This window comes from Enterobacter sp. BNK-14 (genome assembly GCF_047456095.1).
Classification (GTDB): Bacteria; Pseudomonadota; Gammaproteobacteria; order Enterobacterales; family Enterobacteriaceae; genus Enterobacter; species Enterobacter kobei.
On the sequence record NZ_CP179897.1, the window covers coordinates 2,290,862 to 2,314,346 of the forward strand.

The 23,485-nt window shown below is 53.8% G+C and carries 22 protein-coding genes; 8 read left to right on the forward strand and 14 right to left on the reverse strand.

Translation table 11 applies throughout. From position 1 onward, the window contains the following. Positions 1–39 precede the first annotated feature (39 nt). The 6 genes from ACMGGM_RS10925 to zapE form a co-directional block, all read right to left on the reverse strand. On the reverse strand, positions 40–723 hold the full coding sequence (locus ACMGGM_RS10925) for a DUF1120 domain-containing protein (protein ID WP_045134758.1): 684 nt from the start codon (positions 721–723) through the stop codon (positions 40–42). Positions 724–1,176: 453 nt separating this feature from the next. Further along, entirely contained in the window at positions 1,177–1,674 is a 498-nt protein-coding gene (gene sspB, locus ACMGGM_RS10930) for a ClpXP protease specificity-enhancing factor (protein WP_045134806.1), read from the reverse strand. A 5-nt stretch (positions 1,675–1,679) separates the two neighbouring features. Further along, the gene (gene sspA / locus ACMGGM_RS10935) at positions 1,680–2,318 is read right to left on the reverse strand and encodes a stringent starvation protein SspA (protein ID WP_014885418.1); all 639 of its coding nucleotides are present in this window, start codon (positions 2,316–2,318) and stop codon (positions 1,680–1,682) included. 308 nt (positions 2,319–2,626) lie between these two features. After that, complete coding sequence (rpsI, locus tag ACMGGM_RS10940) at positions 2,627–3,019, reverse strand: 30S ribosomal protein S9 (RefSeq protein WP_003860436.1); 393 nt, start codon at positions 3,017–3,019, stop codon at positions 2,627–2,629. Positions 3,020–3,034: 15 nt separating this feature from the next. Next, on the reverse strand, positions 3,035–3,463 hold the full coding sequence (gene rplM, locus ACMGGM_RS10945) for a 50S ribosomal protein L13 (RefSeq protein ID WP_003860434.1): 429 nt from the start codon (positions 3,461–3,463) through the stop codon (positions 3,035–3,037). A 331-nt stretch (positions 3,464–3,794) separates the two neighbouring features. Next, the gene (zapE, locus tag ACMGGM_RS10950; protein WP_023331414.1) at positions 3,795–4,919 is read right to left on the reverse strand and encodes a cell division protein ZapE; all 1,125 of its coding nucleotides are present in this window, start codon (positions 4,917–4,919) and stop codon (positions 3,795–3,797) included. A 189-nt stretch (positions 4,920–5,108) separates the two neighbouring features. On the opposite strand from zapE, the gene zapG reads away from it, so the two are divergent. The 3 genes from zapG to degS all read left to right on the forward strand — a co-directional run bounded on the left by zapG (position 5,109) and on the right by degS (position 8,205). Then, the gene (gene zapG / locus ACMGGM_RS10955; protein WP_010436126.1) at positions 5,109–5,507 is read left to right on the forward strand and encodes a Z-ring associated protein ZapG; all 399 of its coding nucleotides are present in this window, start codon (positions 5,109–5,111) and stop codon (positions 5,505–5,507) included. A 170-nt stretch (positions 5,508–5,677) separates the two neighbouring features. Beyond that, on the forward strand, positions 5,678–7,045 hold the full coding sequence (gene degQ, locus ACMGGM_RS10960; protein ID WP_023331415.1) for a serine endoprotease DegQ: 1,368 nt from the start codon (positions 5,678–5,680) through the stop codon (positions 7,043–7,045). 92 nt (positions 7,046–7,137) lie between these two features. Further along, positions 7,138–8,205, forward strand: coding sequence for an outer membrane-stress sensor serine endopeptidase DegS (gene degS, locus ACMGGM_RS10965; RefSeq protein WP_014885421.1), 1,068 nt, complete (start codon positions 7,138–7,140; stop codon positions 8,203–8,205). Between the two features lie 91 nt (positions 8,206–8,296). Here the strand turns inward: degS and mdh are convergent, their stop codons facing one another. Beyond that, complete coding sequence (gene mdh / locus ACMGGM_RS10970; protein WP_014885422.1) at positions 8,297–9,235, reverse strand: malate dehydrogenase; 939 nt, start codon at positions 9,233–9,235, stop codon at positions 8,297–8,299. 397 nt (positions 9,236–9,632) lie between these two features. Between mdh and argR the strand changes: the two genes are divergently transcribed. The 3 genes from argR to yhcN (ACMGGM_RS10985) all read left to right on the forward strand — a co-directional run bounded on the left by argR (position 9,633) and on the right by yhcN (ACMGGM_RS10985) (position 11,120). Then, positions 9,633–10,103 (forward strand): transcriptional regulator ArgR, encoded by a 471-nt coding sequence (gene argR, locus ACMGGM_RS10975; RefSeq protein WP_008502836.1) that lies wholly within the window; start codon positions 9,633–9,635, stop codon positions 10,101–10,103. A 375-nt stretch (positions 10,104–10,478) separates the two neighbouring features. Continuing rightward, entirely contained in the window at positions 10,479–10,742 is a 264-nt protein-coding gene (yhcN, locus tag ACMGGM_RS10980) for a peroxide/acid stress response protein YhcN (protein WP_014885423.1), read from the forward strand. 111 nt (positions 10,743–10,853) lie between these two features. Next, complete coding sequence (gene yhcN / locus ACMGGM_RS10985; protein ID WP_014885424.1) at positions 10,854–11,120, forward strand: peroxide/acid stress response protein YhcN; 267 nt, start codon at positions 10,854–10,856, stop codon at positions 11,118–11,120. A gap of 67 nt (positions 11,121–11,187) precedes the next feature. On the opposite strand, the gene ACMGGM_RS10990 is transcribed toward yhcN (ACMGGM_RS10985), so the two are convergent. The 5 genes from ACMGGM_RS10990 to aaeX all read right to left on the reverse strand — a co-directional run bounded on the left by ACMGGM_RS10990 (position 11,188) and on the right by aaeX (position 16,165). Continuing rightward, positions 11,188–11,460 (reverse strand): barstar family protein, encoded by a 273-nt coding sequence (locus ACMGGM_RS10990; protein WP_045281399.1) that lies wholly within the window; start codon positions 11,458–11,460, stop codon positions 11,188–11,190. A gap of 44 nt (positions 11,461–11,504) precedes the next feature. Beyond that, positions 11,505–12,959 carry an NAD-dependent succinate-semialdehyde dehydrogenase gene (locus ACMGGM_RS10995; protein ID WP_014885426.1) on the reverse strand — a complete coding sequence of 485 codons (1,455 nt, stop codon included), beginning with the start codon at positions 12,957–12,959 and terminating at the stop codon, positions 11,505–11,507. Between the two features lie 89 nt (positions 12,960–13,048). After that, on the reverse strand, positions 13,049–15,016 hold the full coding sequence (gene aaeB, locus ACMGGM_RS11000) for a p-hydroxybenzoic acid efflux pump subunit AaeB (protein WP_059372550.1): 1,968 nt from the start codon (positions 15,014–15,016) through the stop codon (positions 13,049–13,051). A gap of 5 nt (positions 15,017–15,021) precedes the next feature. After that, entirely contained in the window at positions 15,022–15,954 is a 933-nt protein-coding gene (gene aaeA, locus ACMGGM_RS11005) for a p-hydroxybenzoic acid efflux pump subunit AaeA (RefSeq protein WP_014885428.1), read from the reverse strand. A gap of 7 nt (positions 15,955–15,961) precedes the next feature. Next, positions 15,962–16,165, reverse strand: coding sequence for a p-hydroxybenzoic acid efflux pump operon protein AaeX (aaeX, locus tag ACMGGM_RS11010; protein WP_003860416.1), 204 nt, complete (start codon positions 16,163–16,165; stop codon positions 15,962–15,964). A gap of 179 nt (positions 16,166–16,344) precedes the next feature. Here aaeX and aaeR point away from each other — a divergent pair, with 179 nt between their 5' ends. After that, on the forward strand, positions 16,345–17,271 hold the full coding sequence (aaeR, locus tag ACMGGM_RS11015; RefSeq protein WP_045134756.1) for an HTH-type transcriptional activator AaeR: 927 nt from the start codon (positions 16,345–16,347) through the stop codon (positions 17,269–17,271). 219 nt (positions 17,272–17,490) lie between these two features. Further along, a complete protein-coding gene (locus ACMGGM_RS11020; protein WP_032639752.1) occupies positions 17,491–18,105 on the forward strand; it encodes a YagU family protein in 615 nt (204 codons plus the stop codon). Between the two features lie 45 nt (positions 18,106–18,150). Here ACMGGM_RS11020 and tldD read toward each other — a convergent pair whose 3' ends face one another. Further along, positions 18,151–19,596 (reverse strand): metalloprotease TldD, encoded by a 1,446-nt coding sequence (gene tldD / locus ACMGGM_RS11025; protein WP_023331419.1) that lies wholly within the window; start codon positions 19,594–19,596, stop codon positions 18,151–18,153. 84 nt (positions 19,597–19,680) lie between these two features. Further along, positions 19,681–23,478, reverse strand: a complete 3,798-nt coding sequence (yhdP, locus tag ACMGGM_RS11030; RefSeq protein ID WP_063614099.1) for an AsmA2 domain-containing protein YhdP — start codon at positions 23,476–23,478, stop codon at positions 19,681–19,683. Between the last annotated feature and the right edge of the window lie 7 nt (positions 23,479–23,485).

Consider the following 23,485-nt stretch of genomic DNA (forward strand, 5'->3'; position numbering starts at 1 on the left):
TCTCCGGTAATTAAATAATATTTACTCGATTAAAAAGTCTTACAGATAACGCAGACTGATTGTTACCTGACCGTCAAGCTGGGTGTCATCAGTGATCGCCAGCGTGGTGGTATCCTGGATCGCCAGGGAGGTTACCAGTGGGAAGGTTGCCGTTTCGAACGCCAGAGGAGCCAAAGAGCCAACAGTCGCAACGGTGAAATCACGATAGTTGTCGCCCTGAGTAGAACCGTTGATGCTCTTAGTCCATTCACCCGCAGAGCCCTGCTGGTAAATTGGATCAACAGTAGCACCATCAGCCACTACGCTGTCAGTTTTAACAAACATTGAATAAGAACCGATGCTTACTGGTGTTGCACCTGCAGTTTTACCGACACCATAAAGCTGGCTTTCAGAAGTCTGAGAATCCCCACCAAACATGCCCTTCTCAACTTCGAGTTTCGCGTTTGAATCTTTGCGATCGTCAACCATGTTCCAGGAGACTTTCGTTGCCGCGGTGCAATTAATGGTCAGGTCGATATTTTTCTGACCCAGCTGGTTAACCGCTGTAGCACTCAAATTGCCCAGATTAATTCTACCGTAGTCAACGGTACCACCATTACTTAATGTTGGCGTACATGCTGCATTTGTCAGCGTACCCTTAACCTTCAGAACAGCGGTAGGGTTAGCAGCAAATGCTGATGTTACACACAGAGAAAGGGCGGTAGCGAGTAATACTTTTTTCACTTGTTAATCCTTAACATACGAGAAATTGCAATATTAAATCACGTAATGGTAAATGCCTTTACCGATTACTGATTGTAGTCATGCTTGTCAGCATGCGCCCATAATATTATTTTTATAAATACATGCAATTTAGCAAAATTAATTTTGATATTAAGAATATCAAAAAAATGATTATTTCCTTAATTTATTAAGGAATTACTCGTTTAAAAAGGAGATTAACATCAAAAAAATAATATTACCCAAAATTTACCTTTACTTTTATCACTGTTTTGATATTGGCTTAAATCACAATAATTCACAGGAATTATAAATCCATTTAATTATTAACCAAGTGATGAAGAATCAAGAGGTATAAACAATGCTTGTTTATACCTATCGTCACGATTATTTGAAATAAGAATAAAAAAAAGCCAGTGATATCACTGGCTTTTAATAAACAGGCCGCAAGCGGATTTATTTCACTACGCGTAGTGCTGGACGACCACCGCGCGGCGGCGGTGTGTCATCAGGATCGTCGTCGTCGTCGTGATGGTCGGGCTTATCGCCGTCGATCACCGACATGACCGTTTCACCTTCAGCGCCAGCTTCTTCATCGTCATTGACGTGAATTGCGTCTTCGTCATACGCCGCTTCCGGCTCAAACATGGTGCCTGCACCGTTTTCACGCGCATAAATCGCCAGCACCGCAGCCAGCGGCACAGAAACCTGACGCGGTACACCGCCGAAACGCGCGTTAAAGCGCACTTCGTCGTTGGCCAGTTCGAGGTTACCCACCGCGCGTGGCGCGATGTTCAGTACGATTTGTCCGTCGCGTGCATATTCCATTGGAACCAGCACGCCCGGCAACGTCACATCCACAACCAGGTGCGGCGTGAGCTGGTTATCCAGCAGCCATTCATAGAAGGCGCGCAGCAGATACGGACGGCGTGGGGTCAGTTGTGACATTTCCACAGTCATTAGCCTCGGCCGAGACGCATTTCACGTTCCGGTTCAGTTAAAGATGCCAGGAAAGAGTCGCGCTCAAATACGCGGGTCATATAGCCCTTCAGCTCTTTCGCGCCAGGACCGCTGAACTCTACGCCCAGGGTTGGCAGACGCCACAGCAGCGGCGCCAGGTAGCAATCCACCAGGCTGAACTCATCGCTCAGGAAGAAGGGTTTTTGACCAAATACAGGGGCAATGGCCAGCAGCTCTTCGCGCAGTTGCTTACGCGCTGCATCGGCTTCAGAAGCGGAACCGCTGGTGATGACGTTCATCAGCGAGTACCAGTCTTTTTCGATACGCTGCATGTACAGGCGGCTTTCACCACGCGCAACAGGGTAAACAGGCATCAGCGGCGGATGCGGGAAACGCTCATCCAGGTATTCCATAATGATACGGGATTCCCACAGGGTCAGCTCGCGATCCACCAGCGTCGGTACGCTTTGGCTCGGGTTGAGATCGATCAGATCCTGAGGCGGGTTATCCTTTTCCACATGCTCGATCTCAAAACTGACACCTTTCTCGGCCAGCACGATACGAACCTGATGGCTATAAATGTCAGTAGGACCAGAAAACAGCGTCATTACCGAACGTTTGTTGGCAGCGACAGCCATGAAAACCTCCAGGTATATTCAGAATTTTTACTGCTACCGGCCCAACAGGGGCCAGCCAGATGTTGTATCGCCCATCCCAGAGAAGACACATTGTTCAGGAATCGAACAAAAATCGAGTATTCACCGACATTTGGGCAGAAAATTGGATGATAGTTTACCAGATTTTGATGGCTTTGTGGTGAGGGGATTCTGGAAAAGAGGAAAAAGAGAAGATATATGCATGGATATTGTGGATAACCTGCGCATTATCCATAAAAAAACCCGCCGAAGCGGGTTTTTCGCCAATCGTTCTGCGTAAGCAGAATGGATTAACGTTTGGAGAACTGTGGACGACGACGTGCTTTACGCAGACCCACTTTCTTACGTTCAACCTGACGAGCGTCACGAGTAACGAAGCCAGCTTTACGCAGTTCAGAACGCAGGGATTCGTCGTACTCCATCAGAGCGCGGGTGATACCGTGACGGATCGCACCAGCCTGACCGGAGATACCACCACCTTTAACGGTGATGTACAGATCCAGTTTTTCTACCATGTCAACCAGTTCCAGCGGCTGGCGAACTACCATGCGGGCAGTTTCGCGACCGAAGTATTGTTCCAGAGAACGCTGGTTGATTACGATTTTACCACTTCCCGGTTTGATGAAAACGCGAGCTGCGGAACTTTTGCGGCGACCAGTGCCGTAGTATTGATTTTCAGCCATTGCCTATAATCCCGATTAGATGTCAAGAACTTGCGGTTGCTGTGCCGCGTGGTTGTGCTCGTTGCCTGCGTAAACTTTCAGTTTACGGAACATAGCACGACCCAGCGGGCCTTTTGGCAGCATGCCTTTAACCGCGATTTCAATCACACGCTCAGGACGGCGAGCAATCATCTCTTCAAAGGTCGCTTCTTTGATACCACCGATGTGGCCGGTGTGGTGGTAGTACATTTTGTCAGTACGCTTGTTGCCGGTTACAGCAACTTTATCAGCGTTCAGAACGATGATGTAATCACCGGTATCAACGTGCGGAGTGTATTCCGCTTTATGCTTACCGCGCAGGCGACGAGCCAGTTCAGTAGCCAGACGGCCCAGAGTTTTACCGGTCGCGTCAACAACATACCAGTCGCGCTGTACGGTTTCTGGTTTAGCTGTAAAAGTTTTCATTAAAAGCTTACCCAAATAATAAGTTACACGTTGGTGAACACCCAAACGTTTAGTCAGTTGAGGTTCACACGACAAAGTCCGGCAAACCTACCCCTTCGAATAGCACATGCCGACACATAGAAAGTTTCGGGAAAAAAACCTTCTCGTAACGTGGGGTCGCAAGATTATAGAGAAGTTGAGGTCAAAGATCGACCCTTAAATGTGATTTGGAATGGGTTTTTCGGGGGTTAAGTATTGTGCGGTCTGGTGCCCTCACCCCCGGCCCCTCTCCCACAGGGAGAGAGGAGCATTTACCTCACCCCCAGCCCCTCTCCACGGGAGAGGGTGGCATTTATGGCATATGCTCCCGCTTCAGGTATTCCTCGCTCTGCATCTCCTGCAGCCGCGACAGGCAGCGCTGGAACTCAAACTTAAGGCGCTCGCCCTGGTAGATCTTATATAAAGGTACCTCGGCGCTGACCACCAGCTTAACGTGGCGCTCATAAAACTCGTCCACCAGGGCAATGAAGCGTCGCGCTTCACTTTCCATCAGTTTCGTCATCACCGGCACATCCAGTACCATCACGGTGTGGAAGAGACGCGAAAGCGCAATGTAGTCGTGCTGACTACGGGCATCCACGCAGAGCGTCGTAAAGGAGACCGCCAGCGTTTGGTTTTCGACGCCGAGCGTTGGCAGCGGGCGATGGTTTATCTCCAGCGTCGGTGCATGTTCACGTTTTGTGCCCGCCAGCGCCAGCCACAGTTTATCCATCTCGCGGGTAGTCTCCGCATTGAGCGGCGAAAGCCACAAATGGGCCTGGGTCAGCGTGCGTAACCGGTAATCCACCCCGGCATCCACGTTCATGATGTCGCAGTGTTGCTTAATAGCATCAATAGCGGGCAAGAAGCGCGCCCGTTGCAGGCCGTTGCGATAGAGCTCGTCGGGCGGAATATTCGAAGTCGCCACCAGCGTGATCCCTCGGGCGAACAGGGCTTTCATCAGGCCGCCTAGCAGCATGGCGTCGGTGATGTCAGACACAAAAAACTCATCGAAGCAGAGCACGTCTGTTTCCGCCTTGAATCTGTCGGCCACAATCTCCAGCGGATCGCTTTTGCCCTGCAGCGCGGTCAGTTCCTCATGCACCCGCAGCATAAAACGGTGAAAGTGCAGACGCTGCTTACGTGCGCCAGGCAGGCTGAGATAGAACAGGTCCATCAGCCAGGTTTTTCCGCGCCCGACCCCGCCCCACATATATAAACCACGCACCGGAGCCTGAGTCTGTGGCGTTTTTTTACCGAGCAATCGTCCAAATGCCGCTTTTAGCCCACTGCTCTGATCAACGTCAGCGGGTTTTGCCGTGAGTTCCTGATAAATCATCTCCAGGCGGTTTACCGCCTCACGTTGAACATCATCTGGTTGGTGCGTGCCCTCGTTAAGGGCCTGTTGATATCGCGACGCAGGGGACAGGTTTTGCATAATCTTATTGTTATTCCTTCAATTAACGCTCACCAGCAGGCGTGACTGATGAAAAAAAGGCCGTTCTACACTACGCGATGATACGTCAGGATTCCACTTCTGCGGAAATAGCGGTTATAGTGGCATTATCAGGCACAGGCAGGAGCCGAGCCAACACCCTACGGAACAACAAGACAACGGGAGAAGTTCATGACCTGGGAATATGCGCTAATCGGTTTAGTCGTCGGCATCGTGATCGGTGCTGTGGCCATGCGTTTCGGTAACCGCAAATTGCGTCAGCAGCAGTCACTGCAGTACGAACTGGAAAAGAACAAAGCAGAGCTGGAAGAGTATCGCGAAGAGCTGGTTAGCCACTTTGCCCGTAGCGCTGAGCTGCTGGACAATATGGCAACCGACTACCGTCAGCTGTATCAGCATATGGCGAAGAGCTCCAGCAGCCTGCTGCCGGAAATGACCGCGGAAACGAACCCGTTCCGCAACCGTCTGGCAGACTCGGAGGCCGGTAACGATCAGGCTCCGGTTCAGATGCCTCGTGACTATTCTGACGGCGCATCCGGTCTGCTACGCGGTGGCGCAAAACGCGATTAATCGCACAACCTGAATATATTTTACGGGCGCATCCCTTGCGCCCGTCCTTTCTTCCCGTCCCCAGCTATTATTTAGTCAAACGCCTCATTGTTCAGCGGTATAAAATTCAATAACATCATTATGATTTTGGGCCGTTCTTCTTTCATTCCAGGATACGAGAGTCAGCATCAATGAAGAAAAAAAACCAGCTGTTGAGCGCTTTAGCGTTAAGTGTCGGGTTATCCCTCTCGGCGTCCTTCCCTGCCAGTGCGGCGTTGCCCTCACAGGTGCCGGGACAAGCAGCCATTCCAAGCCTCGCGCCGATGCTGGAAAAAGTGTTGCCTGCGGTTGTCAGCGTGCAGGTTGAAGGCACGGCAGTACAAAGCCAGCGCGTACCGGAAGAACTGAAAAAATATTTTGGCGATGAGGGCCCTGACCAGCAGGCACAACCCTTTGAAGGTCTGGGTTCCGGCGTCATTATTGATGCGGCCAAAGGCTATATCCTGACCAACAATCATGTCATCAGCCAGGCCGATAAAATCAGCGTACAGCTGAACGATGGTCGCGAATTTGACGCCAAACTGATTGGCGGCGATGACCAGAGTGACATCGCACTGCTGCAGGTACAAAACCCGAGCAACCTGACCCAGATTGCCATTGCGGATTCCGACAAACTCCGCGTCGGTGATTTTGCCGTTGCCGTGGGCAACCCCTTTGGTTTAGGACAAACCGCCACCTCCGGCATTATCTCTGCGCTGGGGCGTAGCGGCCTGAATCTGGAAGGTCTGGAAAACTTTATCCAGACCGATGCCTCGATCAACCGCGGGAACTCCGGCGGGGCGTTGCTCAACCTTAACGGTGAGCTGATTGGGATTAACACAGCGATACTGGCGCCGGGCGGCGGCAGTATCGGGATCGGCTTTGCTATCCCGAGCAATATGGCCAAAACGCTGGCACAGCAGCTTATCCAGTTTGGCGAAGTCAAACGCGGGCTGTTGGGTATCAAAGGCATGGAGATGAGTGCGGATATTGCGAAAGCGTTCAATATTAACGTGCAGCGTGGTGCTTTTGTCAGTGAAGTGCTGCCAAACTCCGGCTCGGCAAAAGCAGGCATCAAATCAGGCGATGTAATCGTCAGCCTCAACGATAAGCCATTGAGCAGCTTTGCTGAATTGCGCTCGCGTATTGCCACGACTGAGCCCGGTGCGAAGGTGAAACTCGGTCTGATCCGTGACGGTAAGCCGTTGAACGTCGAAGTGACGCTGGATAAGAGTACCTCGTCATCGGCCAGCGCGGAGCTTATCGCCCCTGCGCTGCAAGGGGCAACGTTGAGCGACGGGCAACTGAAAGACGGTACGAAAGGCATTCGCATCGACACCGTTGAGAAGAGCAGCCCTGCCGCGCAGGCCGGATTGCATCAGGAAGACGTCATCATTGGCGTAAACCGTAATCGCGTGCAATCCATCGCTGAACTTCGCAAAGTGCTGGAGAGCAAGCCGGCGGTCATTGCCCTGCAGGTGATGCGCGGCAATGAGTCCATCTACATTCTGTTGCGCTAAGCATTTGCTATCCCGGACATCACCGCTGCGTGTGATGTCCGGATAACTCATGTTATGCTGCAAATCGTTCCTTTTATCACGACACGCGCATCATGCTTTCAAAGCTCTTACGTTCCATTGTTATCGGTTTGATTGTCGCTGGCCTGCTGCTGCTGGCGATGCCGTCTTTGCGTCAGTTCAATAAACTGTCCGCTCCCCAGTTCGACAGCGCGGATGAAACGCCAGCAACCTATAACACGGCCGTTCGCCGTGCCGCCCCTGCCGTGGTTAACGTTTATAACCGCGGCCTCAATAGCTCGGCCCATAACCAGCTTGAGATCCGCACGCTGGGCTCCGGGGTGATTATGGACGAGCGCGGCTACATTATTACCAACAAACATGTGATCAACGATGCCGACCAAATCATCGTTGCCCTGCAGGATGGCCGCGTGTTTGAAGCATTGCTGGTGGGTTCTGACAGCCTGACCGACCTTGCCGTGCTCAAAATCAATGCCACCGGGGGTTTGCCGGTCATTCCGATTAACCGCAAACGCACGCCACACATTGGCGACGTGGTCCTGGCTATTGGTAACCCTTACAACCTCGGCCAGACGATCACGCAGGGGATTATCAGCGCAACCGGTCGAATTGGCCTTAACCCGTCAGGGCGGCAGAATTTCCTGCAAACCGATGCGTCAATCAACCACGGTAACTCGGGTGGCGCGCTGGTTAACTCGCTGGGCGAACTGATGGGCATCAATACCCTCTCGTTCGATAAGAGCAACGACGGCGAGACGCCGGAGGGGATCGGCTTTGCTATTCCCTTCCAGCTGGCGACCAAGATTATGGATAAGCTGATTCGCGACGGGCGCGTCATCCGCGGCTATATCGGCATTGGCGGGCGCGAAATTGCACCGATGCATACCCAGGGCGGCGGTATCGATCAGATTCAGGGCATTGTGGTCAACGAGGTATCGCCTGGCGGTCCGGCGGCTAACGCGGGGATTCAGGTGAATGATGTCATTGTCTCGGTTAACGGCACACCGGCCGTCTCTGCCCTGGAGACGATGGACCAGGTGGCAGAAATTCGTCCGGGTTCGATCATCCCTGTTGAAGTCATGCGTAACGATAAAAAACTGACGCTGCATGTGACGGTTCAGGAATATCCGGCAACAAACTGACAGCCATAAAAAAACCGAAGCCAGTCAGTGCTTCGGTTTTTTTTTGCCGGGTGGCGCTAACGCTTACCCGCCCTACGGCAGTTGGCTCGTTTTACTTATTAACGAACTCTTCGCCCAGCGTGATATCTTTCTTCAGCGTATCCAGCATGCCTTCCATCGCGTTTTGCTCAAACGCGCTCAGCGTACCGATAGACTTACGTTCTTCAATACCATTTTTACCCAGCAGCAGCGGCTGAGAGAAGAAGCGGGCATGTTCGCCATCGCCTTCAACGTAAGCGCATTCAACAACGCCTTTTTCGCCCTGCAGAGCGCGAACCAGTGACAGACCGAAACGTGCCGCCGCCTGGCCCATAGACAGCGTTGCAGAACCGCCACCCGCCTTCGCTTCCACCACTTCGGTGCCCGCGTTCTGGATACGTTTGGTCAGGTCAGCCACTTCCTGCTCGGTAAAGCTCACGCCTGGGATCTGCGACAGCAGAGGCAGAATGGTGACACCAGAGTGACCGCCAATGACAGGCACTTCCACTTCTGTTGGCTGTTTGCCTTTCAGCTCAGCAACAAAGGTGTTGGAACGGATGATATCCAGCGTGGTCACGCCGAACAGTTTGTTTTTATCGTAAACACCTGCTTTCTTCAGCACTTCTGCCGCGATAGCGACGGTGGTGTTCACTGGGTTAGTGATGATGCCGATGCACGCTTTCGGGCAGACTTCAGCGATCTGCTGCACCAGGTTTTTCACGATGCCCGCGTTGACGTTGAACAGATCTGAACGATCCATGCCTGGCTTACGCGCCACGCCTGCAGAAATCAGCACCACATCAGCACCCTGCAGTGCAGGACGTGCATCTTCACCGGAGAAGCCTTTGATTTTTACAGCTGTCGGGATGTGGCTCAGGTCAACCGCCACACCTGGGGTTACCGGAGCAATATCGTACAGGGAGAGTTCTGAGCCTGAAGGCAGTTGGGTTTTCAGTAGTAGGGCAAGCGCCTGGCCGATACCACCAGCAGCGCCGAGGACTGCGACTTTCATCCTAAACTCCTTATTATGGTTAACTTAAGTATCTGTAAATCCGTTGCCGCGACCTTAATTCAGCAAGTCTTTAATTACAATTTTCGAAGCTAAAGAATTTGAGGTCACGCGTCTTTATCTCCCATCAGAAGGCTATCTGACGACAGAAGGCAACGCATTAAGAGGGGGTTACAATACACCCTGCCCCGCCACCAAAACAACATCATTTTGATAACATTTAATTTACTTTTAAGCTTATTTGCGTGGCGTGACCTAGGCATGTTTTCTGATAACGAAATCTGATAAAATCACTCCCTTTCATAACATTATTTCAGCCTTGCGCTGAGTAGATAATTTGCATAAAAATTCATCCACATGCATAATAATGTTGTTTCTTTCGTCATATTCCGGGTGACTTATGCGAAGCTCGTCTAAGCAAGAAGAATTAGTAAAGGCGTTTAAAGCGCTACTCAAAGAAGAGAAATTCAGTTCTCAGGGAGAAATTGTTCAGGCGCTGCAGGAACAAGGTTTCGATAACATCAATCAGTCGAAAGTCTCCCGCATGTTAACGAAGTTTGGCGCGGTACGTACCCGTAACGCGAAGATGGAGATGGTCTATTGCCTGCCGGCTGAACTTGGCGTGCCGACCACTTCCAGCCCCCTCAAAAATCTGGTTCTGGATATCGACTATAACGACGCCGTGGTGGTGATCCACACAAGCCCTGGTGCCGCACAGCTGATTGCCCGCATGCTGGACTCGTTAGGTAAAACGGAGGGCATCCTGGGTACCATCGCAGGCGACGACACCATTTTTACCACCCCGGCCAGCGGTTTCTCCGTAAAAGATCTCCACGAAGCGATTCTGGTTCTGTTCGAACAGGAACTGTAATCCTCTCTCCCCGTAGCGCTGCTACGGGGAACATCCTGCTCCAGCCTCGTTTTCCCCTGCATTCCACTGCCTCTGGTTTTAACAAATAGTGCTTTTTACCGCCTATTAACATTCATCTGGTGAATGATAAATCAAAAAATCGCACAAAAAATCAAAAGCAGATATCCATATGATTTTCTTAGATTTAAACACACTTAAAGCTCAAAAATCACTCAATATTATGCATTTTGGTTATAAAAAACGGTGTGTTTAACACGTAATAACGCAGGAAACCATTAGTCTGGTATTAATTTTTACCGTTATTAGTGTATACTTGATTTTGTGATGAGGGTCACGAAACAAGACCCCACTAAAAAATTCGACGAGGTAAGAATCATGAAAATCAAAACTACTGTAGCGGCGCTGAGCGTCCTGTCTGTCCTGTCCTTCGGTGCTTTCGCGGCTGACGCTATTAATGCTGACCAGGCACAATCCCGTGAGGCAATCGGTACGGTTTCGGTCGGTGCAGTCGGCACGTCGCCAATGGACATGCATGAAATGCTGAACAAAAAAGCGGAAGAAAAAGGTGCATCATCTTATCGCATCATCGAAGCGCGTTCCGGTGACCACTGGCACGCAACCGCAGAGCTGTACAAATAAGTTTTAGTTATCACTGAAGATGTAATTCTCCACTCAACGGCACCAGGCATAAAAATAGCGGTTCAACCCTTCTCGCCGTTGAGCAAAAAACCTTTTCCAGGAGTAAAGACTATGAAAACCAAATTGATCATCGCAACCCTCGGTCTGGCATCCGTTCTCTCTTTCGGCGCAAGCGCAGCCGTACAGCAAGTGAATGCCGACCAGGCACAAAATCTGCAGCGTATGGGCAGCGTATCCGTCACGTCGGTCACCGGCTCACCGATGGATATCCGTCAGGAACTTGCCGCCAAAGCTGAAAAAGCAGGCGCCAGCAGCTATCGCGTCACCGAACTGAATCAGGGTGACCACTGGCATGCCACGGCAGAACTGTATAAATAAACCCTCGTCGTATCTCATCATACGACTTGCCCCTGGCCTGATGGTCAGGGGCTTTTTTATGGCTTGCTCAGTGGCGAGCATTGAAACGCAGTTGTCCTTCCAGCTCTTCTTCCGCTTCATCGAACAGTAATATCAGCGCCCCGAAACGTCTGCGCAGCTTATCGGGCAGATGGATAAACTCTATTTCCAGCGGTAGCGGCAACAGACTGCCGGTTACCACATCCCACAGCGTATCCAGGTTCGTCACGCTTTGTTGTTCAAGATCAAACACCCGTGTAAATTCCCGGTAGAAGTCTTCCTGACTGTCTATCTCATCAAAATCAAAGGTATAGGTTTTCATTACCAGCCACCAGTCCAGGCGAGCGGCAGATGCCGCTCCATCTATTATAATCCCCCGATATGCAGGGTTTTAACTTCCAGATACTCTTCCAGCCCCAGCACCGATCCCTCACGCCCCAGGCCGGATTCTTTCACGCCGCCAAAGGGCCCCAGCTCTGTGGAGACGGCGCACTCGTTAATCCCAATCATTCCGCTTTCAATTGCCTGTGAAACGCGGAAGACCCGCGAGAGATTCTGTGTATAGAAGTACGCCGCCAGACCATAAGGCGTGTTGTTGGCACGCTGGATGACTTCATCTTCTGAAGTGAAACGGAAGCACGCCGCGACCGGGCCAAACGTCTCCTCTTCTGCCAGCTTCATCCCTTCATGACAGTCCCCCAGTACGGTTGGCATCCAGAAATTGCCGCCAAGGGAATGAGGTTTACCGCCCGCCAGCACGGTCGCGCCACGCGCAACAGCGTCGTCAACATGTTCACGTACCTTGTCGACCGCTGCACCTTCAATCAACGGCCCGACGACGACGCCGTCCTCAAGACCATTTCCCACCTTCAGCGCCTTCACCGCATCAGCGAGTTTATTCACGAATTTGTCGTAGACGGTTTCCTGAATATAGAAGCGGTTCACGCTGACGCAGACCTGCCCGGCATTGCGAAACTTATTGGCGATCGCGCCTTTCACAGCCGCGTCGATGTCTGCATCCTCAAAGACGATGTACGGAGCATTTCCCCCCAGCTCCATCGAGACTTTTTTCATGGTTTCTGCGGCGTTACGCACCAGCGTTTTGCCAACCGATGTCGAGCCGGTGAAGGAGATTTTTCGCACGTCCCGGCTGGCCATAATCGCGTCGCTGATTTCGTGCGTATTCCCGGCGACTGCGTTGAGTACCCCATCCGGTACGCCGGCCTGTTTTGCCAGCGTCAGCAGCGCAAAAGCGCTGAGCGGCGTGTTATTGGCCGGTTTGATTACCCCGGTGCATCCGGCTGCCAGCGCCGGGCCTAACTTGCGGGTGAGCATCGCCATCGGGAAGTTCCACGGCGTGATAGCCGCGACAACACCTATCGGTTCACGGGTCGCCAGAATGCGCGAGCCGGGTTTGATCGGCGGAATAATTTCACCGTTCGCACGCTTGGCCTCTTCGGCAAACCACTGGATAAAGCTGGCGGCGTACTCCACTTCACCTTCCGCTTCTTTCAGGGGCTTACCCTGTTCGGTGGTCATTAGCCGTCCGAGCCAGCTTTTATTCTCAATAATCAGTTCGTACCAGCGGTAAAGAATGGCCGAACGCTCTTTCGCGGTTTTGGCGCGCCATGCAGGGAAAGCCTGGGTGGCGGCAGCAATTGCTGCTTCGGTCTCTGCTTTGCCGGCTTTCGCGACGCGGGCGATGACTTCCCCGGTAGCCGGGTTAAGCACATCAAACGTCGTATCCAGCGGTTTCCAGAGGCCGTTAACCAGATAGCCGGTCTGAAAAAGGGTATTGTCCTGAAGCGCCTGGGTCGTCATGTGTCCTCCCTTTCTGAATGTAAGAACGTGCTGGAATAAGTATAGCCACAAAAAAACCGACGCTTTTGGCGTCGGTTTTTTTACTTCAGTCAGTTATCGGTGAGGGCATTTTGATAGCGACGCAGCATCAGCGCCAGCCGCCCTACCGGTTCGGTGACCTGAAGCGGTGCATCCCAGTGCTTAAGCTTTTCCTGATAGATATCGAGCTCTTCAAGCAGCTGCGTAAAGTAACGGCGACGTTTGTCATCACTGCTGGCGGAAAGCACATGGTCCGCGGTACGACGCAGCTGACGGTGCCAGGCGGAGAGATCGTCGTTGATCGGCACCGGTGCACTGCGCAGACGCTGGTGCGCGATAATCATGGTTAACGCCAGGCGGAACTTCGCGATGTCGCCCGGAAACTTGTTCAGCAGTAAAAACAGCTGCTGATAGAGCGCCGGGAGGTGGTTCTCTTTACGACGCGCCGTATTGGTGGTCATCGACGACACGGCGGCAGAAACAAACTGATTCAATAACACACGCCCCGTCCGCGCCTGTGAGTTATCTCGCACCAGCAGAATGACCATCATCGCCAGGAAACAGCCCACCAGCTGGCCCAGCGCGCTGTCGAGGAATTGGCTGAAATGGAAAGTCATCGGGTTATCGAGCACGATGATGTTAATCGTACTCGCCAGCGCCCCTAGCGATCCCAGGCGACGCTTTTGCACTTCAATGCCGATAAAGAACGCCATCACCGCCAGGCTAATACAGAGCAGCAACATGCTTTGTTGCGTCGACGGGATGATGACCAGGAAATAGAGCGCCCCTATCGGCAGGGCGGCAATGGTACCGTAGAGGAAATCAACGGCAACCATACGCGGGTTAGGCAGACGCATCGCCAGTGCGGTCACAACGGCAATCATCACCATCGCGCCGCTGCCAGACGTCCAGCCTGTCCACAACCAGAACAGCGTACCGAGCATACAGGCAAGCGTGGTACGCCAGAAGTTGACCATCGCGTGGTGACGTTCGGCAGATTCGGCCTTGATGACCACTTCACCCTGGAGGACCTCTTCTTCCGCCGCGCTAATTTTGGTGTTGCCGATCACGCCACGTTTCAGCAGCAGATAGCGCGTCGCGGCCCCGACCCAGGTGTAGATGGTCACCGGCGTGTCGCGCTCCCCGGTCCAGGCGATCACCCGACGCATACGCTTAAGCTGTTTATGCACGTCCTGCACGGTTTCCACCGGCTCGGAAAACAGCTCACGGAACGTATCGGTGACCGCTTCCGGACGGGTGTTCTGGATGAGATACGTTTCGCACGCCTGGGTAATCAGCGTCAGGGAGACAGTATTGAGGGCTTTCAGGCGGCGGTTCGCACGGGCCCAGCGCGAGGACTCCATGTTGAGGTTGCTACGCATCCCCTCCAGCGCCTGCGTCCGGCGAACCAGCCCGCTCCAGGCGTTATCCACCTCTTCACTGTCGCCATGCTTAATGCACAGCTGCATCAGCTGGTACTGGGCAACGATCAGCGCGTCAAGTTCACGGTCGACTTCCTGTTTGATGGAGCGTGGAGAGAAAAGCAGGTCAGCGACAATCGCACTCACAATACCGATCACAATCTCGCTGCAGCGCTCCACGGCAAACTGCGGCGCGAGCAAAGGTTCAGACTGAATGGTGATGATAATAATCAGCGCGGTATAACCCGCCAGCCCCCAGGCGTAGGAGTTTTCCACTTTCACCAGAGACGAAATCCAGGTGCAGAAACCCGCCCAGATACAGCACACCATCAGCATCAGCAATGGCGTGCGGATCATCAGAATAATAATGGTGAGTGCCGCGAAACAGCCGATAAACGTCCCGATGATACGCAGCATCCCACGATAGCGGATCGCGCCAGAATAGGGTTCCCCGCCCGCGGCAAAGGCAGGACCCGCCGCAACTATTGCAGCCGTCAGGACCGCCCAGCGAGGGGTTTCAAGCTGGAAGTGAAAGCCAACAAACAGCGCCAGCACAATGGCACAGGCCAGCTTCACGGCGAAGCGAATGTGCTGGCTGGCGATGGAAAAGATACCCATGGCGATTAACCAAACTCGCGCAGGCGATGGGCAATTTTACGGAAGAAGGAGTCCTGGCTGGCATCCCGATCTTTTTCACCGGTGATCACCACCGTCGCCGTGGTCCCCGCTGGCCACAGGTTGCCCTGCTGTTCATCAAGGTGAATACGTACCGGCACACGCTGCGCCAGACGCACCCATTCCAGGTTGGAATCCACCGTCGCCATTCCTTTGGTATCGTTAGAGCTGCTGGAGTTGGTCACCCCTGCAGCGACACTGTCGACGGTACCTTTGAAGACGCGGTTACTGCCCAGCGGCGTGATTTCCGCACGATAACCCGGACGCACGCCTTCCAGCTTGGTCTCTTCCATATAGGCGAGCACGTAGAAGGAGTTCTGTTTAACCAGCGCCACGGCAGTGGAGCCACGGGTAATAAACTCCCCGGCATAGACATTGAGGTTAGTGACCCAGCCGTCGGATGGCGCGCGGATCACGGTGCGCTCCAGATCGAGCTTAGCGAGATCGCGCGTGGCTTGCGCTTTCGCCAGCTGATGCAGCACGGTTTGCAGCACGTTGTTAGACTGGTCTATCTCTTCACGGGACATGGCCTGAACGCCCAACTGGTTACGGCGGCCTGCCTCACGGCGTTTTTCCGATGCCAGCGCCTGGTAATAGGCGACATCTGCTTCCGCTTCTTCCAGCGCCTTCTGGTAACGAGGCTGGTCGATGGTGAACAGAACCTGATCTTTTTTCACCAGCTGGTTATCGTGAACATTCACCGCCGTGATTAGGCCAGCCACATCGGGGGCGATGGCCACGACATCAGCGCTGAAGCGCGCATCACGCGTCCACGGTGATTCGGTGTAATAGACCCAGGCACGAAAAATAGCGATGAAGGCGAGGATAACCAGCGCCATCGTGATGGCAGTGCGGGAGATTTTTCTTGTTAGCGTTTTCACATCAACCTCAGACAAACATGCGCGATATCAGGTAAAACAGGCAGCAATACAGCGCGGTATTGAACAATGCAGGGTGCCAGACGAAATCGTAAATCCCGGTAGGGACCAGCACCTTGCGCACCAGCCAGAAGATCGCCAGTGATAAAAGTAGCTCGAAAAATATCGGTGGGAACGACAGACCGAACACCACGATAACGGGAAACAGACTCATGTTGACCTTGATAAGAGAGAGTGCAGGCTTCAGAATTTTTTAGCGCACGCCATCGCGGGAGAGCAAGAAACGTCGGGCGAGAATGGCGCAGCCGTTATGTAATTAATAATATATTAACGTAACTGTTATGCTGTTATCTATAATATGTGATCTAAATCACTTTTAAGCCAGAGTGAACAATGGAACGTTTAAAACGCATGTCGGTCTTCGCCAAAGTGGTTGAACTGGGTTCGTTTACCGCCGCGGCACGTCAGCTTCAGATGAGCGTCTCATCCATTAGCCAGACGGTCTCTAAACTGGAAGATGAGTTACAGGTCAAGCTGCTCAACCGCAGTACCCGCAGCATTGGGCTGACGGAGGCGGGTAAAATTTACTATCAGGGCTGCCGACGCATGATGCACGAAGTGCAGGACGTCCATGAACAGCTCTACGCCTTTAACAACACCCCGATCGGCACACTCCGTATAGGGTGTTCTTCAACTATGGCACAAAATGTACTCGCTGCCATGACCGCGGATATGCTGAAGGAGTACCCCGGGCTTACCGTCAATCTGGTGACAGGTATCCCGGCGCCGGATCTGATCGCCGATGGTCTGGACGTGGTGATCCGCGTGGGGGCGTTGCAGGATTCCAGCCTCTTCTCGCGTCGACTGGGCAGCATGCCGATGGTTGTCTGCGCCTCGAAAAGCTATCTTGCGCAGTACGGCGTTCCGGAGAAACCCGCGGATCTCACCAATCACTCCTGGCTGGAGTACAGCGTGCGGCCCGACAATGAATTCGAGCTGATTGCCCCGGAAGGGATCTCCACCAAACTGCTGCCGGAGGGGAGGTTTGTCACTAACGATCCGATGACCATTTCGCGCTGGCTGGTAGCCGGGGCCGGGATCGCCTACGTACCGTTGATGTGGGTGATCAATGAGATCAACAGCGGCGTGCTGGAGATCCTTTTCCCTCGCTATCAATCCGATCCGCGCCCGGTCTACGCCCTGTATACCGAAAAGGACAAGCTGCCGCTCAAAGTGCAGGTGTGTATCAACTATCTGACCGACTATTTTGTGGACGTGGCAGAACTGTTTCAGGGGATGCGGGGAAGAAGAAAGGAATAATCAATTTATTTCTGAACGCATAGAGGCAATGAATATTTCCAGGATGAATCCCTTGTTGATTCAGGAATATTCCTTCGCCACTATCAGGAATAGAGAATTGACACTACTGCCGCCACCCCATTACTTTATATGCAGTCTGCTCGTCAGACTGTTATTAATTTGTTGCTGATATGAATAATAAAATGTATTCCGCAGGATGACGTTAAACAAGGAAAAGAAATGAATTTATTTGAACAAACTCCGCCTTCACGCAGGCGCTATGGACTCGCCGCGTTCATTGGTTTAATTGCAGGGATTGTCTCCGCGTTTGTCAAATGGGGAGCCGAGGTGCCGCTTCCGCCACGCAGCCCCACCGATTTATTCACCGGCGCATGCGGGCCTGAGCAATTAATAAGAGCCGCTAGCCAGATTGACTGTTCTCGTAATTTTTTAAACCCTCCCTATGTATTTTTACGCGACTGGCTGGGCGTAGCTGATCCTAACGCGGCGGTTTATACATTTGCCGGACATATATTTAACTGGGTTGGCGTGACGCATATTATTTTCTCAATCGTCTTCGCTGTTGGCTATTGTGTCGTGGCTGAAGTCTTCCCGAAAATTAAACTCTGGCAGGGTTTGCTGGCGGGTGCGTTAGCTCAGCTCTTTGTGCATATGATCTCCTTCCCGCTGATGGGGCTGACGCCACCGCTGTTTGAGCTGCCGTGGTATGAACACGTTTCAGAGATCGTAGGCCATCTGGTCTGGTTCTGGTCGATCGAAATTATTCGTCGTGACTTGCGTAACCGCATCACACACGAGCCGGATCCGGAGATACCGCTGGGTAACTTACGTTAAAAAAAGGCGCTACATCAGTAGCGCCATTTTTTATGCAGGATCAGGTCAGGCTGTGCCGCCTACCGTCAGGTTGTCCACTTTCAGCGTTGGCTGGCCGACGCCAACCGGCAGGCTCTGGCCCTCTTTACCGCAGACGCCCACGCCGTTGTCCAGCTTCAGATCGTTACCGACCATCGAGATCTGCTGCATGGCTTCGATACCGGAACCAATCAGGGTCGCACCTTTTACCGCTTTGGTCACTTTTCCCTTCTCAATCAGATACGCTTCTGAGGTAGAGAAGACAAATTTACCGGAGGTGATGTCCACCTGGCCGCCGCCAAAGTTTGGCGCAAAGATACCGTAATCTACAGACTCGATAATCTCCTGCGGCGTGGATTTGCCCGGCAACATGTAAGTATTGGTCATGCGCGGCATTGGCAGGTGCGCGTAAGATTCACGACGGCCATTACCCGTTGGCGCGACACCCATCAGGCGCGCGTTGAGTTTGTCCTGCATGTAACCTTTCAGCACGCCGTTTTCAATCAGCACATTGTACTGGCCTGGCGTACCTTCATCATCGATAGCCACCGAACCGCGACGGTCAGGCATAGTGCCATCATCCACCACGGTGCACAGCTCAGAGGAGACGAGCTGTCCAATCTGACCGCTGAACACGGATGTCCCGCGACGGTTAAAGTCGCCTTCCAGACCGTGGCCCACCGCTTCGTGCAGCAGCACGCCCGGCCAGCCTGCGCCCAGCACCACCGGGAATGTCCCGGCGGGAGCCGCAACAGCATTAAGATTCACCAGCGCCATACGCACGGCTTCTTTTGCCCACGCGTCAGCGCGCGCTTCGCCATCTACATCGCCCAGGAACCAGTCATAGCCGAAACGACCGCCGCCGCCGCTGGAGCCTCGCTCGCGTTTACCGTTGTCATCAACCTGCACGCTGATGGAAAGACGCACCAGCGGACGCACATCGGCGGCCAGCGTACCGTCCGTTGCCGCCACCAGAATCAGTTCATAAACACCGCTCAGGCTGGCAGAGACTTCCTGAACGCGTTTATCTGCAGCACGCGCCACTTTGTCCACGCGGCGCAAAATATCCAGCTTCTCTTCGCGGCTCATGCTTTGCAGCGGATCGATACTGGTATATAGCGCAGAGTGCGACACTTCACCGAGGGTTTTCACACGGCCATCGCCAGTATCACGCACAATGGTACGCGCAGCCTGCGCACTTTGCTCCAGCGCAGCCAGGCTAATCTGGTCGGCATAGGCAAAACCGGTTTTCTCACCGCTGACGGCGCGCACGCCGACGCCCTGGTCAATGTTATAAGAACCATCTTTGATGATGCTGTCTTCTAAAACCCAGGATTCGTGATAGCTCGACTGGAAATAGAGATCGCCGTAGTCGAGACGGCGTTCGGTCAGTTGACCAAGAATGGAGAACAGGTCCTGATGGCTCAGGCCGTTCGCTGCTAGCAAATGTTCACTTACCAGGTTCAGACTCATCGTATTGCTACTCGTTCGTTGCCGCCCGTGGCGGTATAAAAATCGTATTTATTGAGAGTGAGGCAATTACCTGCCCACGTCAAATCATTGCTGTGCATCTTTGCGCGGCTGGCGCAGTACCTCGTTAATCTGAGGTTTATCCACCGGACCGGTAATGCGATAGCGCAGAATCGAGACTTTGCTCCACAGCGGGCCCAGCACTTTACTGGCAGCAAATACCGCCGCACCGACTATCGGGTTCACCACAAACGCCGCCGCCACGCCCACGCTCGCGGAAATTTCCGGCGCCACCACGGCTTCCATATCCAGCTCACGGCGTACCAGATTGACTGAGCCTTTCATGGCGATATCCGCTTCCAGGCCGTCTACCAGCGTGTCATCCGTATGCATCACGCCGTCCTTTATCCACGCCGTGCTGCGGATGGAATCGTAGTAGAAACCTTCGCTGAAGGTGTCGCTGAAATCGAAGCGCAGCTTGCGCAGCAGCGCATCAAAACTCAGCAGGCGCAGGATCTGCCCGGCGCGCCCCGTGCTCACATCGGCGATTTCCCCCTTGCCAAAGCGGGTTTTTAAAATACCGTTCAGTGACGCTTCGTCTGGCTTCCACGGCGCGTCTCGCCAGTGAAGATCGTAATTCACGTCAAATGACGATCCCCGCAGCGGCGTAGTGATGCCAAAGAAATTGGTTGCCGCATCCAGTTTGTTGCCTTTAATGTCGCCCTTCAGGGAGGTCCGCTGTTCGCCCGGGTTATTGACCCATTCCCCTGCGGCCGTCATGCGGCCAAAACCGGTATCGACCAGGCCGCCGGAGAGCGTAAGCGTATTCCCCTGGATGGCAAAATCGCCGTCGATACGGCCATATTTTTGCCCCCACAGCCAGCATTCCGCGCAGCGCAGCTGGAGATCGGGCCAGCCGCTAAAATCGACGCGGGAGGCTTGACTCAGCGGCGATATATTCGCCGGTTGATCTTTACTCGCGGTGGCCGGGTTGTAGTAGAGATAGCGAATCGCTGCCTGCCACGGCGCGTTATTACGCATGGTAAGCGTGCCGTTGATCTCCCGACCCTGCGCCTCCACTTTAGAGCCATTCGCGGTGGGCTGAGAAACAATGCTAAGGTTGTTCCACTGCTGTCCGCCCAACATCAGCGACGGCGTGCGTACCGTAACGGTTTGCGGGAACTGGGCGGCTTCATCCACGTTTTGTCCAACGCCTTTCTGGAACAGCGCCAGCCACTCCGCGCCATCCATCGGCGGAAGATTGAGCTCAACGCCCGCATGGTCGGGCAGTGGCGGCGTGGTTTTGCTGTCCGTCGTCCAGATAGCCCTGTCGAGGGTGAGTTTGCGATTAAGCAGCCAGCGGCTGTTGAAATGGTTTGTGCTGCCCGCATTTCCGGTCAACGCAAAGCTGTTCAGGTTGCCATCGACGTTGACCTTCACCGGCAGCGATTGTCCGGCCTGTTTATCCAGCGGCGCGGGCAACTGGCTGTGGATGTTTTTCAGGTCACCCGTGATGTCGACCTTATACTGCACGCCTGCGTGATAAGGCAGCTCAATAGCCACTTTGCCATTCCAGGCTACCGCGCCATCCACTGATGACGCGATCGGCTTCGGCAGGACGTCCATACGCGCAGGCTGCCAGTTACCGTCCAGATTGACGGCCACCTGGTAAGCTTTTTCACCCTCAGTGGTTGTGAAGTCAATATTCACCGGCTGATTAAACCAGCTGGCGGTCAGCGGCTCGCTCTTGAGGTTACCATTCACAAAACTGAACTGCCCGCTGAGGTTTTTCAGGGTGCTCTCAAGCGGTTTAATGTACAGACTGTTGTTCTTCAGACGGACATCACCTTTGGCGGTGGTCATCTCACCGTCAAGTGGGATATCAAGATGTAAGCGAGCATTCACATCGCCATCAAGCTGGAGCTGCTGCAGCGTCGCCGCCAGCGACTCTTTCAGCGGCGTCTCCTCAAAGTACGGCCCCACCGCTTTACCTGGACCGTTGATGTCGGCATCGATAAGCAGCTTCTCTTTTGAGTAGTCCGGGATGTTAGCCGTCAGGTTGCTGGCCGTCACGCCGCCCAGCGCAACGCTGTCAGACTTCATCCATAAGCCGTCATTGAGGAAGTTAAGTTCGATATCCAGGTTTTTCAGCGCAGGCCAGCCAGGCTGGAACGCGAAGGTGGCGTTGTGCAGCGGCACCAGCACCTGGAACTGACCTTCATTATGTTTGTACGGGAAAAGATGCGGATTACCACCGTAGACCAGTGTGGCATTATCCGCCTGACCGCCCTGAATCGCGCCGCTCAGATAGTCGACCAGCGCTTTCCCCATCAGGTTTTCCGGGAAATAGCGCCAGGCCTGAGAACCATCATCGGTACTGATGCCGGCCAGAATACCCAGCCAGGGCTCATCGCCATCTGGCTGCAGGTAGCGGAAATCGCCGCGTGCATGTACCGCTTTGGCTTTGACGTCGATATGCCTGCCATCAAGCTGGAAGCCCTTATCATTACGGAGCCAGTTCAGCACCGCATTGCCCTGTTCAATTTCCAGCGGCGCACGGAAGACCGTCTCGTAAGGCATTTTGGCGTTGTGCATATCCACCGTCAGCCTGCCGTTTTCCACACTGCCTTCCAGCTTGCCGCTGAAGTGCTCGGCTCCCGGAAGCAGCTTCCACTGCTTCCAGGCAAGATCGTTCCACGAGGCCTGGAAACGGGTTTTATCTGTGGCCTGAAGCGGGATATCCAGCGCCAGCGCATCAATCTTGCCGCTCGGCTGCGTTGCCAGCCAAATCTCGCCCAAATCCGGGGAGAGTTTCGCCGCCATTGAGCGCAGGCCTTCGATGGCTGTCAGATCCAGGTTACTGGCGCGGATACGCAGCTCATCGCTGCGTTTACTGGCCGCGCCGCCCACGTCCTGCTCCGGCATCCAGGCCAGCGTCAGCGCACCGCGCGGCCACGGCTTGCCGTCCATCGTGATGCGCGTATCCGGAATAGCAAACTGCCAGCCCTCTTTCTCCTGCGTCACATGCGCGGTGAGGTTATCGACGGAAAGCTGATGCTGCTGATTTTCGCCCTTCCAGCTTGCGCCCCCTTGCTTCAGCCAGATATCGCCGCTGGCGAATTTTCCCTTCGTCAGGGTTAGCCAGCCCTCAAGGCTAAAGCGGGCGGTTTCCAGCTGCATGTTTTGCTGTAACCAGTCGCCGAGCCAGGGCTTCACGTCCACATCGTCGGCCTGCAGCCAGACTTTACCGTTGTTTAACAGACCGTCATCGTCGCGCAGATCCATACGTACCTGCATCACGCCGTGCTGGCCGTTCAGGCTGGACAGGCTCACCAGTCCTTCCGCGCGGTGTCGGTTCTTGCCGTTAAGCCAGGTTAGCTGTGGGATCGCCAGTTCGGCGCGCTGGCCGGAAAGGGTAATAAAGCTCACTTCGCTGTCGCGCAGATCGAAATGATCGAACTGGCGGAGGAAGAGATCGCTGAAGCGGTTGGCTTCCAGGCCCTGATTATCCTCACCGCCCGTTAGCGGCGTATTGGTCAGAAACTGAAGCTGGTAAAAGGTGAGATCGCGAAACTGCCAGCGCAGATGCAGCAGGCTTTGCCAGACGTCCAGCGCCAGGGTCACGCGTTTGATTTTCAGATGGCCGCCATCTTTCAGGCTGGCATTGATATCCCGGACGTCGAGCGTCGGGCCAAAATTTTGCCAGCTGGCGCTTAGCTGGCTTACGTCGACCGGCACACCGGTGGTGGATTCGATTTTTGCCAGCAGCTGCGGACGCCAGCTGTCGAGATGCGGCAAAACGAGGCGTAGCCCGCTCACGAGCAACGCGACAATCACGACCAGCGTTGCCCCTGTAAGCAATAAAATCCCCGGCAATCGCCTCACGCATCTC

What these genes read in the sequence shown, in the direction of transcription:
- yhcN (WP_014885423.1), top strand. Translation starts at nt 10,479, where the DNA reads ATGAAAATCAAAACTACTGTAGCGGCGCTGAGCGTCCTGTCTGTCCTG.
- yhcN (WP_014885424.1), top strand. Translation starts at nt 10,854, where the DNA reads ATGAAAACCAAATTGATCATCGCAACCCTCGGTCTGGCATCCGTTCTC.
- degS (WP_014885421.1), top strand. Translation starts at nt 7,138, where the DNA reads ATGCTTTCAAAGCTCTTACGTTCCATTGTTATCGGTTTGATTGTCGCT.
- zapE (WP_023331414.1), bottom strand. Translation starts at nt 4,919, where the DNA reads ATGCAAAACCTGTCCCCTGCGTCGCGATATCAACAGGCCCTTAACGAG.
- ACMGGM_RS10995 (WP_014885426.1), bottom strand. Translation starts at nt 12,959, where the DNA reads ATGACGACCCAGGCGCTTCAGGACAATACCCTTTTTCAGACCGGCTAT.
- aaeX (WP_003860416.1), bottom strand. Translation starts at nt 16,165, where the DNA reads ATGAGTCTGTTTCCCGTTATCGTGGTGTTCGGTCTGTCGTTCCCACCG.
- degQ (WP_023331415.1), top strand. Translation starts at nt 5,678, where the DNA reads ATGAAGAAAAAAAACCAGCTGTTGAGCGCTTTAGCGTTAAGTGTCGGG.
- rpsI (WP_003860436.1), bottom strand. Translation starts at nt 3,019, where the DNA reads ATGGCTGAAAATCAATACTACGGCACTGGTCGCCGCAAAAGTTCCGCA.
- aaeR (WP_045134756.1), top strand. Translation starts at nt 16,345, where the DNA reads ATGGAACGTTTAAAACGCATGTCGGTCTTCGCCAAAGTGGTTGAACTG.
- ACMGGM_RS11020 (WP_032639752.1), top strand. Translation starts at nt 17,491, where the DNA reads ATGAATTTATTTGAACAAACTCCGCCTTCACGCAGGCGCTATGGACTC.
- mdh (WP_014885422.1), bottom strand. Translation starts at nt 9,235, where the DNA reads ATGAAAGTCGCAGTCCTCGGCGCTGCTGGTGGTATCGGCCAGGCGCTT.
- tldD (WP_023331419.1), bottom strand. Translation starts at nt 19,596, where the DNA reads ATGAGTCTGAACCTGGTAAGTGAACATTTGCTAGCAGCGAACGGCCTG.
- argR (WP_008502836.1), top strand. Translation starts at nt 9,633, where the DNA reads ATGCGAAGCTCGTCTAAGCAAGAAGAATTAGTAAAGGCGTTTAAAGCG.
- aaeB (WP_059372550.1), bottom strand. Translation starts at nt 15,016, where the DNA reads ATGGGTATCTTTTCCATCGCCAGCCAGCACATTCGCTTCGCCGTGAAG.
- sspA (WP_014885418.1), bottom strand. Translation starts at nt 2,318, where the DNA reads ATGGCTGTCGCTGCCAACAAACGTTCGGTAATGACGCTGTTTTCTGGT.
- ACMGGM_RS10990 (WP_045281399.1), bottom strand. Translation starts at nt 11,460, where the DNA reads ATGAAAACCTATACCTTTGATTTTGATGAGATAGACAGTCAGGAAGAC.
- rplM (WP_003860434.1), bottom strand. Translation starts at nt 3,463, where the DNA reads ATGAAAACTTTTACAGCTAAACCAGAAACCGTACAGCGCGACTGGTAT.
- zapG (WP_010436126.1), top strand. Translation starts at nt 5,109, where the DNA reads ATGACCTGGGAATATGCGCTAATCGGTTTAGTCGTCGGCATCGTGATC.